The 15,292-nt window shown below is 53.3% G+C and carries 12 protein-coding genes; 5 read left to right on the top strand and 7 right to left on the bottom strand.

The window, feature by feature from the left end:
• Positions 1 to 31 precede the first annotated feature (31 nt).
• Both OQ371_RS01995 and OQ371_RS01990 read right to left on the bottom strand, forming a co-directional pair.
• Positions 32 to 994 carry a hypothetical protein gene (locus OQ371_RS01995; protein ID WP_265992035.1) on the bottom strand — a complete coding sequence of 321 codons (963 nt, stop codon included), beginning with the start codon at positions 992 to 994 and terminating at the stop codon, positions 32 to 34.
• Positions 995 to 1,055: 61 nt separating this feature from the next.
• Positions 1,056 to 3,176, bottom strand: a complete 2,121-nt coding sequence (locus OQ371_RS01990) for a M3 family metallopeptidase (protein ID WP_265992034.1) — start codon at positions 3,174 to 3,176, stop codon at positions 1,056 to 1,058.
• A 461-nt stretch (positions 3,177 to 3,637) separates the two neighbouring features.
• Between OQ371_RS01990 and OQ371_RS01985 the strand changes: the two genes are divergently transcribed.
• Entirely contained in the window at positions 3,638 to 4,030 is a 393-nt protein-coding gene (locus OQ371_RS01985) for a DUF3244 domain-containing protein (protein ID WP_265992033.1), read from the top strand.
• 293 nt (positions 4,031 to 4,323) lie between these two features.
• Positions 4,324 to 5,562, top strand: coding sequence for a DEAD/DEAH box helicase (locus tag OQ371_RS01980; RefSeq protein ID WP_265992032.1), 1,239 nt, complete (start codon positions 4,324 to 4,326; stop codon positions 5,560 to 5,562).
• 245 nt (positions 5,563 to 5,807) lie between these two features.
• Here the strand turns inward: OQ371_RS01980 and OQ371_RS01975 are convergent, their stop codons facing one another.
• Positions 5,808 to 6,269, bottom strand: a complete 462-nt coding sequence (locus OQ371_RS01975) for an Hsp20/alpha crystallin family protein (RefSeq protein WP_265992031.1) — start codon at positions 6,267 to 6,269, stop codon at positions 5,808 to 5,810.
• Positions 6,270 to 6,502: 233 nt separating this feature from the next.
• Positions 6,503 to 7,765, bottom strand: coding sequence for an Hsp70 family protein (locus tag OQ371_RS01970; protein ID WP_265992030.1), 1,263 nt, complete (start codon positions 7,763 to 7,765; stop codon positions 6,503 to 6,505).
• Between the two features lie 561 nt (positions 7,766 to 8,326).
• Between OQ371_RS01970 and OQ371_RS01965 the strand changes: the two genes are divergently transcribed.
• Positions 8,327 to 9,886, top strand: a complete 1,560-nt coding sequence (locus OQ371_RS01965) for a zinc-dependent metalloprotease family protein (protein WP_265992029.1) — start codon at positions 8,327 to 8,329, stop codon at positions 9,884 to 9,886.
• A gap of 20 nt (positions 9,887 to 9,906) precedes the next feature.
• The gene (locus OQ371_RS01960; protein WP_265992028.1) at positions 9,907 to 10,488 is read left to right on the top strand and encodes a HEAT repeat domain-containing protein; all 582 of its coding nucleotides are present in this window, start codon (positions 9,907 to 9,909) and stop codon (positions 10,486 to 10,488) included.
• Between the two features lie 75 nt (positions 10,489 to 10,563).
• On the opposite strand, the gene OQ371_RS01955 is transcribed toward OQ371_RS01960, so the two are convergent.
• Positions 10,564 to 11,025 (bottom strand): hypothetical protein, encoded by a 462-nt coding sequence (locus tag OQ371_RS01955; protein ID WP_265992027.1) that lies wholly within the window; start codon positions 11,023 to 11,025, stop codon positions 10,564 to 10,566.
• Between the two features lie 207 nt (positions 11,026 to 11,232).
• On the opposite strand from OQ371_RS01955, the gene OQ371_RS01950 reads away from it, so the two are divergent.
• Complete coding sequence (locus OQ371_RS01950) at positions 11,233 to 11,874, top strand: hypothetical protein (RefSeq protein WP_265992026.1); 642 nt, start codon at positions 11,233 to 11,235, stop codon at positions 11,872 to 11,874.
• Between the two features lie 42 nt (positions 11,875 to 11,916).
• Here the strand turns inward: OQ371_RS01950 and OQ371_RS01945 are convergent, their stop codons facing one another.
• Both OQ371_RS01945 and OQ371_RS01940 read right to left on the bottom strand, forming a co-directional pair.
• Positions 11,917 to 13,440, bottom strand: a complete 1,524-nt coding sequence (locus tag OQ371_RS01945; RefSeq protein WP_265992025.1) for a GH3 family acyl-acid amido synthetase — start codon at positions 13,438 to 13,440, stop codon at positions 11,917 to 11,919.
• A 107-nt stretch (positions 13,441 to 13,547) separates the two neighbouring features.
• On the bottom strand, positions 13,548 to 15,263 hold the full coding sequence (locus tag OQ371_RS01940; protein WP_265992024.1) for an arylsulfatase: 1,716 nt from the start codon (positions 15,261 to 15,263) through the stop codon (positions 13,548 to 13,550).
• Positions 15,264 to 15,292 lie beyond the last annotated feature (29 nt).

The following is a 15,292-nucleotide window of genomic DNA, read 5'->3' as shown; positions in this document are numbered from 1 at the left end:
GCGGGGCCGAACCCCCGGATAACGGGCGTGATTACTTGTCGAGCGTGTAAAATTCGTACATGATTTTCCAGGTGAACTCCTTGCCCGGCTCCACGTTGACGGCAATGAACGGTTCGGGCGAGAGATTTTTCGGATTTGACCAGAAAGCCAGTTTCGACAGCGGTCGGTCGGCTCGAATTCGGACGCCCGCGCCGGTTTTAGTGTTTTCTACCTTGATGTCATAATCGCTGGCGTTGGGTCCGTACCCTTCGATGATCGTGTAGATGCTTTCCCGGCTTTGGAGCGGGCGTAAAAACTTCAGTTCCTGACGGGTGCTGGCCAGAATATCCTTCAAATCATCAGTCGGTTTAATGGCAAACGGAAACTGCACCCGGAAATCCGGACCCGATGGCTGCTCGTCAATCACCAGAAAATTGTGGTTGTAAACGGCGGTTTCGATTTTCTGCTTCCCGGTATTTTTCAGCCGGTGTTCCAGCACCAGTTCGGGTTTGCCTTTGGTGAGTTTAACGGTTTTTTCGTACTCGTACGAATACCCGGCGGCATCCTTCAACACGTGGGTAAACCGGACCTGATCGGCTTTCTTCTGCACCGACCATTTGCCGCTATCGACGTGTTTGTAGGGGGCCACAAACTTGTAGGGGCCGTCGTCAATTTTCTGGAGGCTGCCCACCCCGATCTTGACAAATAACTCACCCGGTTTGGCCTGATCGTAGCCGATGGGGTCGAAGGCTTCAACCGGACCAATGATGGCGTCGTGCAGATACGGATCATACTGCTGAAACCATTTTCCAAAGTACGTGTGGCCTTTGTACTCCAGGTTCGCAATAACCCCGGCCCAGTCGAAGCGCGTACCCCGGTAGTACCCGTTTTCGGCATCGGGCAGATAGATCGTCGCTTTGACGGAATCGTTGGAAATCTGCGCTTGCGGAATGTCAACGAGGGTGGCCGCAACCAGGCAAGAAGCCGTCAGCAGGCCAAGCAGGTATTTTGTCATTTTCGTACGATGGACGTTAGCCGTGTTTTAGAACGGGTTATGAGTTTGGAATACGGACACACTATAAAGCCTTTAGCAACCCCCGACGCCGGAGCAGCGGTTTGATGTCGGGTTCGGCCCCCCGGAAATTTTTGTAGAGCGTCATCGGTTCGTCGGTTCCTCCGCGTTCCAGGACGTTTTTCCGGAACGACTGCGCCGATTTCGGATCGAACAGGCCCTTCTGTTTGAAGACCTCGAAGGCATCCGCATCCAGCACCGCCGACCAGATGTAACTATAATAGCCCGCCGAGTAACCACCCGCAAAAATGTGCTGGAAGTACGTGCTCCGGTAACGCGGGGGAATCTGCGGAATCAACCCGATTTTGTCCATCGACTCTTTCTCGAACGCCAGCACGTCGGTGGGCGTCTGGTCGGGTTTGAGCGTGTGATAATTCATATCGAGCAGCGAAGCGGCCAGGTATTCGGTCGTGGCAAAACCCTGATTGAACAGGCTGCTTTTGTTGATCTTGTCGATCAGGGCGTCCGGAATCACTTCACCGGTTTTGTAGTGCTTGGCGTACAGTTTCAGCATCTGCGCTTCCTCCGACCAGTTTTCCATGATCTGCGAGGGCAATTCCACAAAGTCGCGCGGTACCGATGTTCCCGACAAACTGCCGTAGGTAACGTTAGAAAGCAGACCGTGCAGAGCATGACCAAATTCGTGGAAGAACGTGCGGGTTTCGTCCAGACTGAGCAGGGCCGGAGCGTCGCCCGCCGGACGCGAGAAGTTGCAGACAATAGACACCACCGGCGTTATTTTCTTGCCGTTCTGGACTTCCTGCCGCCGGAAACTGGTCATCCAGGCACCTCCGCGTTTGCTGGCCCGCGGGTGAAAATCCATGTAAAAAATGCCCACGTGCCGTCCGTCAGCTTCCTTAACCTCGTACGCCAGTACCTCGTCGTGGTAAACCGGCAAATCCTTCCGAAGTTCAAAGCGCAGTCCGTAGAGCCGGTTGGTGAGCATGAAAATACCGTCTCGCACGTTGTCGAGCGAGAAATACGGTTTGAGTTCTTCGGCGTTCAGAGCATATTTTTCCTTGCGCAGTTTTTCGGCGTAATACCGCCAGTCCCAGCTTTCCAGCTTCTGATTTTTCCCTTCTTTGTCCATCAGGGCCTGCAATTCGGCGGCTTCCTGTTTGGTGACGGGCACGGTGGCCGCCCAGAGCTGGTTGAGCAGTTCGCTTACTTTCGCCGGCGTCTGCGCCATGCTTTCTTCCAGAATATAGGCAGCGTGGTTTTCATACCCCAGCAACTGCGCCTTTTCGGCCCGGAGCTTTACCATCTGAGCCATGATCGCCTTGTTGTCGCGTTCGTCGTTGTGGTTACCGCGTTCGAGGTAGGCTTTGAAAATCTGTTCGCGGAGCGCCCGGTTGTCGGCATACTCCAGGAACGGCATGATGCTGGGGTTTTGCAGGGTAAAAATCCACTTGTTCGGCTGGCTGCGCTTTTTGGCTTCGTCGGCGGCTGCGCTGACCAGAGCAGCTGGCAGACCGCTGAGGTCTTCCGGTTTGTCGATCACCAGCGTATAGGCGTTGTTTTCGGCCAGCAGATTTTGCCCGAATTTTATGGTCAATACCGAGAGTTCACCATTGATTTTTCGCAGCCGTTCCTGTTTTTCCGGTGTCAGGGCGGCACCGCCCCGCACGAAGTTCTTATACGTCTTTTCGAGCAGACGTTGTTGTTCGCCGGTTAGTTTGAGCGTAGCCCGTTGGTCGTATACGGCTTTGACGCGCTTGAACAGGGCCGGATTGAGCGAAATGTCATCGCCATTTTTCGCCAGTTTGGGGGCAACGGCCTGCGCAATTTTCTGAAGCGCATCGCTCGTATTGGCGTTGTTGAGGTTGAAAAAGACCGTACTGACCCGGTTGAGCAGATCACCGCTGGCTTCCAGGGCCTCAATGGTGTTGGCGAACGTCGGGGCCTGGGTCTGGCCGGTGATCTTCGCAATTTCAGCCGCCTGCTGTTTGATGCCTTCGTCAAAAGCCGGTTCGTAGTGTTCCGGTTTGATTTTAGTGAAATCCGGTACGCCAAACGGAGTCGTGTAGGCGCTAAAAAAAGGGTTGTTGGCCGTCGGTTGACCGTTTGCCGATGCGAAAGCCGTCAGAAACATAGTGGATGCCAGAAAAAGATGCGTTGCTTTCATACATGAACGCGTTGGTTGGGGTGATTCAAAACTACAGAATCGCAGGGCGAAAGGCAAGCAAAGTCCCGTCGGGTTGGTACACCGGACCGGCCACTTCATCCGGTTTTTTAGCGACTTCAGTAGGGAGTAGTTGAAAGCCGGTTCGGTGTGTCTCTACCTTTGTAATGTACAAAGCAGGCCAGAGCAACGGATTTCGGGTCGTGAGCGAATTGCCCGGCAAAGAGGTCATCGGTTTGACAGACTTTGGCCCGCGGTAACTAATGGCCGCCGTATTTTGTCCGCCAGCGAACAGCAAATGTCCGCCAGCGTACAGTTTAGAATCTGATATATTTTTTAAATAATTGATTATGAGTATGTTATATAAATGGCACGGCATTTGGATTCTTACTGAACGAACACGTAAACAGCACTTTTGAACATAAGTAACCACAAACAACAACAAATACTAAACAAGAAACGCCATGTTAAATCTCCTGAGTAATCTGATCTGCACAGCTCTTCTGAGCGTTCCTGCCAATGGTGAAACAACTGCCCCGAAGGCATTGCCTTTTGAAGTGAGTGCGTACGTAACTTCGCAAAATCATATTCGGGTGGCCGTTCAGAAGTCGGCTCCTGAGTCGGTGGTACTGCTGCTGCGGAACAAACAAAATCAAATCGTTTTTCAGGAAACGATCTCGAAAAAAGAACTGAAATACGCGGCCAAGCTGGATGTGCATAACCTGGAAGATGGTGCGTACGAACTGGAATTCAAATCGTCGCAGGGCGCCATCCGGAAGCAGGTGAATCTGGCCACCAAACCCGTAGCCGTAACCGCCCCGACCCGGATGGTCGTTATGAACGCGCCGGCGGAATAATAGAAGATTATAAAAACAGAAAAACCACCCCGGCTGTCCGGAGGTGGTTTTTTGTTTTTTGCCAGACTGGCGCTTATTCGGTGTGGATAATTTAAGAATACCGGTGAGAATCAGGTTAGTTCGCTTACGTGACTGTTCCGGTTACGCAGGAAACTTATTCATTACGTATCTGTTGTTTTAAGGAATGACTCCGGGGAAGTAGAAAGGGTTGGAACGGTTTTCGAAAATATTCTCTTTACTTCGCGGTACGTCGGGGCAAACCGGCAACGGACCCGACTTCAACGTGCTTTATCATGAAATTTGAGGATTACCATATTGCCCCCGAAATCAAGCGGAACCTGGAAGGTTTAGGTTTCACCAAACCCACCGACATTCAGTATCGGTCGATACCGCCCATTCTGAAAGGGGAGGATGTGTTGGCGATTGCCCAGACCGGCACCGGAAAAACCGCAGCTTTTGCCATTCCGGTGGTTAGTATCCTTCACGAACGTAAAATGGCCCGGCGCATCGAAGGCATTAAATGTCTGGTGATGGTGCCGACGCGCGAACTGGCGATCCAGATTACGAGTGTGTTTGAAAAAATTGCCCGCTACACCAGCCTGAAAGTTTTTTCGGTATTCGGGGGAGTGGAACAGGGACCGCAGATTGCCCGGCTGGAAAACGGAATTGATATTCTGATTGCGACGCCGGGCCGCATGTTCGATCTGGTCAGCCAGGGTTACATTCGGTTGCAACGCGTTGAAATCCTGATTCTGGACGAAGCCGATCACATGCTCGATCTGGGTTTTATCAAGGACATCCAGGATCTGATGAAATTTTTGCCCCGCAAGCGGCAAACGCTGTTTTTCTCGGCTACAATCAACGAAAAAATCAAAAAACTGGCGTATTCGCTGGTGCATAACGCCATCCGGATTCAGATTTCGCCCAAAGACCCGGTGGCCAGAAACATCGACCATTCAGTGGCTTTCGTCGGCATGGACGACAAACGGTTTTTTCTGGAACGACTTATCCGCGAACACCCCGACAGCAAAATTCTGGTATTCGTCCGGACGAAAGTCCGCGCCGAGCGGGTGATGAAAGCCCTGGAACGCGTTACTATTTCGAGCCAGACGATTCACGGCGACAAGGAACAGAAAGACCGGTTGCAGGTTTTGAACCAGTTTCGAAACGGGGAAGTTAAAGTGCTGATTGCCACGGATGTCAGCGCACGCGGTATTGATATTGCCAACGTAGACTACGTGGTGAATTATGACCTGCCGGAGCAACCCGAAAACTACGTGCACCGCGTCGGGCGAACCGGCCGGGGTACGCAGAAAGGGCAGGCGTTTTCGTTCTGTAGTCCGGATGAAAAGCCGATTCTGGCCGAAATAGAACAATACCTGACCAAGCCGATCAAGGTCGTTTACATTGATAACAATACCTACAAGGAAACTGTCGATACCAGCGACGCGGCTCAGTTTGACCTGAAAGCCTTGATGAAGGAAGCTGAGGAGTTTGAGATGAACCGGAGCCGGAAAAAGCGGAAGAAGTAGGAGAGGTAATCAGCCACAAGTCCGTTTCGCGGCACATTTTCAGGATAGGGCCAATCAAGAGCGGTCAGATGGCCTGACGAATTTGGTGAGGGTGCTTGCAAAGTTGACCCAAACCGTGCGTCTTCCTATTTTCCTGTGTGTAAACGGATGGTCTGAAGAGCGGCTTACCGCCCGAACTATTGAATCAAAAATGCTATTTCACCGACCGGAACGGTACGTCCGGTCGGTGAAATAGCAGGGCATTTTTACGAAATCTGAATTTGAGTGGGCGCTTTTTGTTTCGCTTCTTCTTTTTTGGGAAGCGAGATGTGCAGAATACCGTCGATGTAACGGGCCTCAATCCGCTGCTGATCGCAGGTTTCCGGCAACCAGAATGAACGGGAGAACGCGTGGTAGCTGAATTCCCGTTTGGTATACTGACCGTTCGGGTCTTTCTCTTCGTTGTGGTGTTGCTGCTGCGAAGATACCGTCAGTTTCCCGTTATCGAGGGTCAGGTTGAAATCTTCCTTCCTCATGCCCGGAGCTGCTAACTCAAGGGAGTACCGGTCGGCATCTTCTTTGATGTTGACTGCCGGTACCGTAGCACCTACCCGCGACCGGGTTACGCCCGGCCAGTTGAAGTTAAACAATTCGTCCATGTCTCTGCCCATGAATTCATCCAGCAGAGAGGGGCGGTTCCCGTTTCCATTGAATTTAACCAGTGACATTGTTTGTTAAAGTTTAAAGTGAAACATGAAGCGTTTTCACCCTTTCTTCAAACAACTTGAATGCCAATGCCATCTTGCTTTTCTGACTCCGCACGTTTCTGACAAAATGTCATTTTTAGGCTGAAAAGAAGTCATTAAAGACCTTTTTAAGAAGAAATTTTTGTCAGAATGGAAGATTGAAAATGCCTGTAACTGCGTTAACCTGTCCGCTAAGCAGCTTTTTCATTTTGCTGTTAGATAGAGCCGAATTTATTCTGGCTATCGTAGGCTAACCCCAGACCGACGCTGGAAAGTTTATTTTCGTCGGCTACGGCCGCATTCGGGAAAAGCCGCCGAAACTCAGCCTGCACAAGCGGTACTTCAGTGGAGCCGCCCGTGAGAATGACAAGCTCAATGGCTTCGTTGCTGACACCCGCATCCTGCAGACACTGCGTGGCCGAAGCCACAATCTTCTCGACTTCCAGACGAATGGCGTCCTCAAACAGCAACCGTTTAACGGGCACCATAAAGCCTTCTTCCACAAAATCAAACGGGGTTTCGTACACCTCCTGGTCTGTCAGAGCGATTTTAGCTCCTTCGGTAGCCGCCAGCAGCGCGTGTCCGGTTTCGTTTTCAAGCACGCTCAACAGCCGCCGGTACCGCTGTTTGTCGTGCGATTGGTAAAGTAATTGCCGGGTTTGCGTAATCAGTTTGGGCGTATACAGCAAATTAACTTTGCTCCACTCGGCCAGATCGTGAAACGGTTTTAGAGGCACTTCGAGGTTTTTCTCGCCGTATGTGCTCCGGTAGCCGAGTTCGGGCATGATGGCGGCCAGACTCAGATCCTTGTCAAAATCATTGCCCCCGACCCGCACACCCGTATTAGCGAGAATGTCCGACGAACGATCGGTTTTATGAACAGACTGGCCCGACAACCGAATTACCGTGAAATCGGAAGTACCCCCGCCCAAGTCAACGACAATCGCCAGTTTTTCGCCGGCAATCCGGGCTTCGTGCGCAAAGGCCGCAGCAATGGGTTCAAACTGAAACTCAATATTTTTAAACCCAATGCGCCGGGCAATTTCCAGTAACTCGTTCTGGGCCCGGGCGTCGGACTCCGGCGAATTATCCACAAAATGGACGGGCCGCCCCATCACCACATTTTCGAGTTCCTGACCGGCCACGGCGTCGGCTTTCTGCTTCAGGCTCCGTAGAAAAGAAGCAATGATGTTGGAGAAATTCATGGCCGTGCCGTTGACGACCGTGCCCTGCTTCATCAGGGGAGTGCCCAATACCCGCTTTAAACTTCGCATAAACCGGCCCGGTTGCCGGCTGAAAAACAGGTTAATAGCCGTTCGGCCGTAGAAGGCTTTGTTGTCGGCGAGCTGGAAGAAAATGGCACTGGGAATGGTGACGTGTGTCTGTTCAACCGGCACAAGGCTGATGGTGCCGTCTTTAGCAAGGGCGATGCTGGAGTTGGAAGTACCGAAGTCGATTCCGCAGGATAACCGGGTCATTGTTGTTTACAAGAAGTTTTTTACCGGCAAAAGCCGCCTAACCTCCGAAAACGAAATCGGACGAAGACGGCACAAGACAGCTGTTGGTGGATAAAAGGGCGGCAAATCTACGATTAAAAATGGATTTGGTTCGAAAAAGCGCCCAGTTTTATGACTTACCGTCTGGAATGAAGCGCTCCGCCAAGTGCCACGTTCCGTAATCGGGAAGGATTGGATAATTAACTACAAGGGTACCACGATTCTTATCTGGCTACATCCTGGTCGAGCTCGATCTGAGAAACAACGTCACCTTGCTTGGATAACGGGTTGTTGAAAAAGACACTGTGGCCCGCTAAAAAATAACCTGATCAGGACTTTAACGGGCACCTCTTCTACCTGGAAACGTCTAGCGTGGAGGGCCAGAAGCGCCATTTTATGATTCCGATTATTTTACAGCCGCTTCCTACTTTCCAACAAATCAGGTATTTATACGCTCGCAAAGCCGTACTTGCCCTCTATCCATCCGTTGGATAGCTTCCTACCTTGGTGTTGCATTTAAGCTCGTACATTAATCTACACCTTATGGCAACAACTGCAACAACTGTCCGGACGGCTTTTCTGCGAACGGCTCCCGGCAATGCGTTCGCGCTGAGCGATACACCAGCGTATCAAGTGCCCGATTTCACCAAGGCTTCCACCGAAGACATCGTCCGGACGTTCGGCCTTTCCAGGGCGGAGGGGGCAAAGCTCCAAAGGCTGGCCCAGCAACACGCCAGTCCGGAGGAACTGCAAAGAGCCCTGCGCCGACCCCGCGCCGTCAGCCAAGCAACGGCGGAATTGCTGGACCGTCATTTTGCGTTCCGGACGACGCCCAAATTTATTGTTACCGATGTAAAAGCGGAAAAAGCCCAGGTGCTCAGTAATCTTCCCTTCGCGCTCCAAATCACCTTTCAGAACGACTTCGAGCAGCCGGTTGAACTGGTGAACATGGAGGTTGACTGGGCGAGCGAACCGTTCACGATCCAGCAGACACTAACCGACGAAGACCGGCGCAACAATCGGGTGACGGTGACGTTCGACGAAACGCAGACACTGCCGGTGGGGCTGGTGCGGTTCATCGTCGATTTATACCGTCGGGACGGCGGACAGGCTTCTTTTATTAAATCGTTTTACGTGCTGCCTTCCAATCCGCTATCGCTCCAGGTGAACCCGGCGGGCGCTACCGTAACGGGAACGTGGAGCGCCCGGGGCGCCTTTCAGCCGAGTAGCAACACATTCTTGACCGAATGCCAGGTGACCATCGCCAACGGCGACGCGTCGGACGTCACCATGAAACGGCGGGTCAACTGGAGCTTTTGGGACGGCGGTATCGGCAGCGGCTCTCTGGTGGAAGCGGGCAGTTTCGATTTGTCCAGCAATCCGGTTGTACCGGCCTATTCCGTCTGGCAGGGTTCGTTCTGGTTTAGTTCGCCCAGCGGCAGCGGTATTTACAACAAGTACCACGCCAAGGAAGATCTGGCGCTGGAAATTCAGATGGAAGCCAACGACGGGCGAATCATCAGGGGGCAGATTACCTGCCGGGTGATGCTCGCTTACGGGGTGAACATCATCAAGGTCGGTGATTTTGACGCGCAGGAGCACATCGATCTCTACGATTCGGTCAACATCATGCGCCAGATTTTTGAGCAGCGGGACATTACCTTTCGCGGGGTGCAACGCTACATCATCAACAATTCGCTGGCTGGCGGCTACACGACCATCGACAGCGAAACCGAATTTCGGAACCTGCTGAGGGACTGGTCGGTTGCCAACGATTTTGTGGACGTCTACGTTTGCCAGGGTTTCAACTGGAGTACGTTTAACGGGTACGCGGGCGACGTTCCGGGGCCGACCTCCAAAACCGGAAACACCGATGGCGTGGCGGTTGACAAAACCGGCTACACCGATGCGCTGGGTGTTCGGCGGCTCAATACTGATGTGCTCAGCAAACTGATCGGGCACGAAGTCGGGCACTACCTGGGCCTTTCTCACCTGGAAGATGCCGACAATCTGATGCGTTCCAATACCGGGGTGCGCGGGCCGGTCCTCAATTATGAGCAGTACCGGACAATGATGGGACACGGGTTTATGGTCTTTGTTTAAGCAACTGTATTTTAATCACAATGGAAAATACCAAACTTCCCACCCGGCCTTCGCGCCTGGTGAACCTCGATCAGTTAGCGGCCATCAAGTTGCGCATGGAGCTGAATCAGAAGCTGATGGCCGGAACCTGCGCTTTTGCCAAACCGCTGGAACTGGCGTTTCGGGAAGCCGAACTTCCGGTGTTGAAGGTCATGGCCTCCGAGCGCTTCTCGGTCAATACCCTGCGGAGAAAACGCGCCATTGCCGCGCTGGGCCAACAGAAAAGCGTCGAAACCGTGGACGACCTGGTGCAGCTGGCCGAAACGGACCACGAAGAGATCAGTGTCCGAACCGAAGCCTTGCAGGCGATTCACCGCATGTCTCCGCGCCTGGGACGGGTGATGCTGGAGAAACAACTCAATGCCGGCGTGCCCGAGTTGGCCCTGTCGATTGTGCGTTACCTGTACCAGACCGGCGAGCCGGAAGGCCGTCAACTGGCGGACCGGTTTTTGGCGCTCAGGAAGAATGAACGCATCCGGCAGGCTTGGGAACAGAGCCAAAAGCCCAGTGGCCGGCAGGCGGTCCCGCAACCTGATCGGAACCTGAACGGGCGGCTGCACTGAGTGGGGCTTACTTGGTGGCAGAAACGTAAAAAGCCGGCCCCGCGGGGCCGGCTTCTTTTATTGGAAAACAATTCTTTATTTTTTAGCCTCGAACAGAATCTGGAGGGACGACCCGTCGGTCGAAGTGGCAGACGCCTGATAGCTCAGCCGACCATCTTTGATTTCACCAATCTGATCGCCCGTTCCGCTGAAATAAAGGCCGTAGGTAGAACCGTTGGCCCGTACTTCGTACTCGCTCAAATCAAGTTCCCGATCCTGCTCGCCGGTAGCTTTGAGCAGCAGAACCAGCGAAACCTTACCGTCTGCTATCTTCTCGACGGTAGCAATGGCCGATACCGTCACACCGTCTTCGGTAACGGGTAATCTTCTGTATTCCAGGGCGGTTTCGCCGTCGTTTTCGAGTGAGAATGACGATAGGTTGTATTTCCCGGCGATGGCGGAGGCCGGGTCTTTGGGCGTCACTTCCGCTTTCTCGGTGTCTTTCTTACAGGCGGCAAAGGTAACCAGTGCAAACAGGAAAATTAAGACTTTTTTCATTAGAGTAGTTGTTTATCGTTCGTTGCAAACGTACGAAACAAGCACCCTGGAGATCAACGACAAACGCCATGAAGCGTCAGTTTTGCCGTTTGGATTGTCAGCCCGCCAGGGTGATTAGCAAACCATCCAAACGACGGGTTGAGTCCGCTGCAAAAACCAATCGGTGTCTCAAGCGTTAAGAAAAAACCTGGACTCACAACAACGGTTATGCTGGCATCCGACATCAACGCACAAAAGAATGAAATCACGCCCGAGCTGGCGAAGTTTAAAGCCAACAAGATCATTCCGTCCGTGATTGAAAAAAATGTCCTGACGGCCTTGTCGTTCTATCCGGAGCTGAAAAATACCTGCATCCGCTTTTGTTTCAAGCAAAAAATACGGTCGTCGGTGATGCAGGCCCAGCCGGTTTTTCGCAGCCTGCTGAAGCGTCGGGAAGACCGTCAGTACCGCATCAACATCAGCGCGATGTTTAAGCTCACCCACACCGCCATTCCCATCCACCAGATCCCGGATTCAATCATGATCGGCTGGATCGGCCACGAACTGGGCCATATCATGGACTACGAATGCCGGAGTAATTTCGGTATGGTCAAGTTTGGGATTGGCTACGTTTTCTCGGCCGAGTACATCAAAAAAGTTGAGCGCATTGCCGACTGGTACGCCGTCACGCACGGCCTTGGGAAATACCTGGTTGAAACCAAACGGTTTATTCTCGACCACGCTGAATTGCCGCAGTCTTATAAGGCCAAAATCGCCCGGCTGTATGTGTCGCCGGAGGAGATTGTGGAGCAGGTGAAAAAGCTGGAAGAAGAGAAAGTTGAAAGGCAGAAAAAGGCGCTCGGAGGGTAGTCCGGATTGCGGCTATAACACAACCGCAACCCGGAACGGCTTTTAGGCAAGACTTTTAATGTACTGTTCAAACTCCAGAAAATCGGCTTCCTTCATAACCCGCGGAATTTTGGCCTGGCCGCCCAGCTTTTTAAATTCCTCGCTCCAGCGGTAGAATTTCTCAACCGGAATCACCTCAGCTTCCACGGTTTTCAACGATTTACTCCGGGCAACTTTGTAATTTTTGTTGGCTTCGCACAGGGCCTGGTCCAGCGCGTTCATAAACTCCGGGCCGTCGATGACGCGGTTGGCACCGATGTACCATTTGTTGATGTAAACCCCATCGCGCTGAACGGCTGAAACCACAAATTCCTTGATTTCTACGTCGAACTGCTGCTGCATTTGCTCCATGGCCTGGTTCATCTGAAACACCGACAACTGCTCGCCCACCACGTTCAGGAAGTGCTTTGTCCGGCCCGTAATTTTGATTTCGGAGCGGTGTTTGTCGGTAATCATCATCGTATCGCCGATCATGTACCGCCAGGTCCCCGAAACCGTTGAAATCAGCAGCACGTAATCGACGTTCTCTTCGGCTTCTTCCAGCGAAAGCACCTTCGCATCCGGTTTGACGCGGCCCTGCTCGTCCATGTTGTCGTCGGTAAACGGCACAAACTCGAAGAAAATACCGTTGTCCAGAATCAGGGCCATCGACGAGGTATCGGGCCGTTTCTGGGTTGCCAGGTAGCCTTCCGACGTCAGGTAGGTGTCAATGTAAATCAGCGGGCGGGCAAACAACTTTTCGAGGCTTTTCCGGTACGGTTCAAACGCCACCCCGCCGGTGGTGTAAACGTGCAGGTTGGGCCAGATGTCGTGAATGGTGTTGACCCGGTTGTACGAAACGATTTCTTTGAGCATCATTTCTACCCACGACGGAATACCGCTCATGCTGCCGATGTCCCATTTGGGGGCTTCCTGGGCAATTCGTCGCACTTTCTGGTCCCAGTCCTTGATCGAAGCAATCTCTGCACCGGGTTTGTAAAACGTACGGAACCAGGCCGGCAGATTGGCCGCGCTGATGCCGCTGATTTCGCCCTCCTGGTGATCGTCTTTTTCGATCAGGCTGACGCTGCTGCCAAGCATCATGATCTGCTTTTCGAAGAAATCCGAGGGCAGCATACCAAAGTTTTTCAGGCTCATTACCTGCTGAAGGCCCGATTTCCGGATTGAGTCCAGCATGTCGTCCGTCACCGGGATGGACTTGCTGTTGCTGGTCGTGCCGCTGCTCAGGGCGAAATAGCTCTGCCCACCGGGCCAGGTAACGTTCTGGTGGCCTTCCAGCAGGTAGTGCCACCAGTCGTTGTACAGTTTATCGTAATCGTGAACAGGAACCGCCTGCTGAAAAGCCCTGACGATATCCGCGCTGGCCAGGATGTCCGTAAAGTTGTGTTTTTTGCCAAAAGCCGTCAGCCTGGCTTTTTCCAGGAGGTTTTTCAATTCGGCCCGTTGCGCCTTTACCGGATCGGTATCGGACGCAATAAAGCCATACATGTCAATTGCTTTTCTAATTAATTCGCCAATAACAGCCATCGGTGATTTCGGATAGGATTTCAACCGATAAAACCGCTTTTCTGGCCTATTGTTCGGCGGCTGGCTCGGCAAATTAGCAACCTGCGAACCGGCCGGACGAAAGCAACTCAGTTCTTTTTACCCGGCTTCGGAAATACCCGGTGTTCAGCGGCCCACTGCTGCCACAACGCAGCCAGTTGCCGGACCTTTTCGGGCTGCTGCGCGGCCAGATTCTGCGTTTCGCTGGCGTCGGCGCTCAGGTTGTACAACTGCCAGGTGGTGTCGCGGCTGCCGGAAACCAGCTTCCAGTGGCCGGAACGGACAAAGCGGGCTCCAAAATGCTCGTTAAAGAGCGCTTCGTGTCCGGCGGCTTTTTTGCCCTGGAACGATGGCACCAGACTCAGGCCGGGGGTTGGCGTGATGGTGTGTCCCCGGAAAGTGGTCGGATAGGTGGCACCGGCCACGGCCACCAGCGTCGGCATAAAATCCATGACGTGGCCAACCTGAGCGCTGAAACCGCCTTTTTTAGCCGAGATTCCGGCGGGCCAGAAAGCCACCAGCGGGGTGCGAACTCCGCCTTCGGACGATTCGGCTTTCCAGTATTGGTAGGGTGTGTTGGCAACGTTCGCCCAGCGCTGACCGATGGACGCGTAGGTGGTCTGCGGGCCGGGCATCACCTGCTTTTTCAAGTCGTAGCTGATCGGGCGACCGTCGCGCGTCTGGTTCGGGCGGTCGAAGCCGGGGCCGTAAGCCGCGCAGTTTTCCGGACTCGCGCCGTTGTCCGACAGAAACAGAATAAGCGTGTTTTCCAGTTGACCGGTTTCCCGCAGTGTTTTGATAATCCGGCCAATGCCCTGATCCATCCGGTCGATCATGGCCGCGTGAACCGCCATCGCCCGGGCGTCCCATTCCTTGTCCGGGTTGGCTTCCCAGCTCAGATCATCCTGCCAGCGCCTGGAAAACGGCGTTGTTTTCGGGTCGATCAGCCCCATTTTGACCATGCGGTCGTACCGGTTTTTCCGGATTACATCCCAGCCCGGTTTGTAGGTGTCCTCGTACTTGGCAATGTCTTCGGGCAGCGCCATCAGCGGCCAGTGCGGAGCCGTGTGGGCCACATACATAAAAAACGGAGCGGCCGTTTTTGCGTAGGAGCGAATGTAAGCCACCGCCGTGTCGTTGATGGCGTCGGTGTGGTAGTAGTTTTTCGGAACGGTTTTCACCGGCTCGGTACCGTTTACCAGACTGAACGGATCGAAGAAGTCGACCACGCCCCAGATGTTGCCAAAGTATTTGTCGAAGCCGCGCCGGGTGGGGTACTGCTCGATGGGCGCAAAATCGCCGAAATCCTTCTGGTGGTTGAGCCAGGCCAGTTGGTCCTGCGGATTTTTCTGAACGGTGGTGTTGGAAACGTGCCATTTACCCACCATCGCCGTCTGGTAGCCCGCCGATTTAAGCACCTCGGCCAGCGTTACGGTATTGTCCGTCAGGTGCCCCCGGTAACCGGGCTGGTCTTCGGCGTCGGTCATTTTGCCAATTCCGGCCTGGTGGTTGTACAGACCCGTCAGCAGGGCCGCCCGGGTGGGGCAGCAGCGCGAGGTGTTGTAAAACTGGGTATACCGAATGCCGTTCCGGGCGAGATAATCGAGGTTAGGCGTCTTGATTTCGCTGCCGTAGCAGCCCAGATCCGAGTAGCCCAAATCGTCGGCCATGATCAAAAGAATGTTCGGGCGACGGACCGCCGGAGTTACTCCGGTGTGACCCTTTTTCAGGCTAAAGCCACCCAGCGCCAGAACGAACACGAGGAGCAGGAGGGGAAATAAGGCAACGAATGGTCTTTTTTTCATCCTATCAATTTGTTAGCCGGTTTTCAAAC

Source organism: Larkinella insperata (assembly GCF_026248825.1).
Taxonomy (GTDB): domain Bacteria; phylum Bacteroidota; class Bacteroidia; order Cytophagales; family Spirosomataceae; genus Larkinella; species Larkinella insperata.
Note: the sequence above shows the minus strand (reverse complement) of the source record. Positions and strands in the feature narration are given on the sequence as shown.

Excerpts from the sequence above, each read along its gene's own strand:
- OQ371_RS01955 (WP_265992027.1), bottom strand. The coding sequence starts at position 11,025 with ATGAAAAAAGTCTTAATTTTCCTGTTTGCACTGGTTACCTTTGCCGCC.
- OQ371_RS01965 (WP_265992029.1), top strand. The coding sequence starts at position 8,327 with ATGGCAACAACTGCAACAACTGTCCGGACGGCTTTTCTGCGAACGGCT.
- OQ371_RS01970 (WP_265992030.1), bottom strand. The coding sequence starts at position 7,765 with ATGACCCGGTTATCCTGCGGAATCGACTTCGGTACTTCCAACTCCAGC.
- OQ371_RS01995 (WP_265992035.1), bottom strand. The coding sequence starts at position 994 with ATGACAAAATACCTGCTTGGCCTGCTGACGGCTTCTTGCCTGGTTGCG.
- OQ371_RS01985 (WP_265992033.1), top strand. The coding sequence starts at position 3,638 with ATGTTAAATCTCCTGAGTAATCTGATCTGCACAGCTCTTCTGAGCGTT.
- OQ371_RS01975 (WP_265992031.1), bottom strand. The coding sequence starts at position 6,269 with ATGTCACTGGTTAAATTCAATGGAAACGGGAACCGCCCCTCTCTGCTG.
- OQ371_RS01980 (WP_265992032.1), top strand. The coding sequence starts at position 4,324 with ATGAAATTTGAGGATTACCATATTGCCCCCGAAATCAAGCGGAACCTG.
- OQ371_RS01945 (WP_265992025.1), bottom strand. The coding sequence starts at position 13,440 with ATGGCTGTTATTGGCGAATTAATTAGAAAAGCAATTGACATGTATGGC.
- OQ371_RS01950 (WP_265992026.1), top strand. The coding sequence starts at position 11,233 with ATGCTGGCATCCGACATCAACGCACAAAAGAATGAAATCACGCCCGAG.
- OQ371_RS01940 (WP_265992024.1), bottom strand. The coding sequence starts at position 15,263 with ATGAAAAAAAGACCATTCGTTGCCTTATTTCCCCTCCTGCTCCTCGTG.
- OQ371_RS01990 (WP_265992034.1), bottom strand. The coding sequence starts at position 3,176 with ATGAAAGCAACGCATCTTTTTCTGGCATCCACTATGTTTCTGACGGCT.
- OQ371_RS01960 (WP_265992028.1), top strand. The coding sequence starts at position 9,907 with ATGGAAAATACCAAACTTCCCACCCGGCCTTCGCGCCTGGTGAACCTC.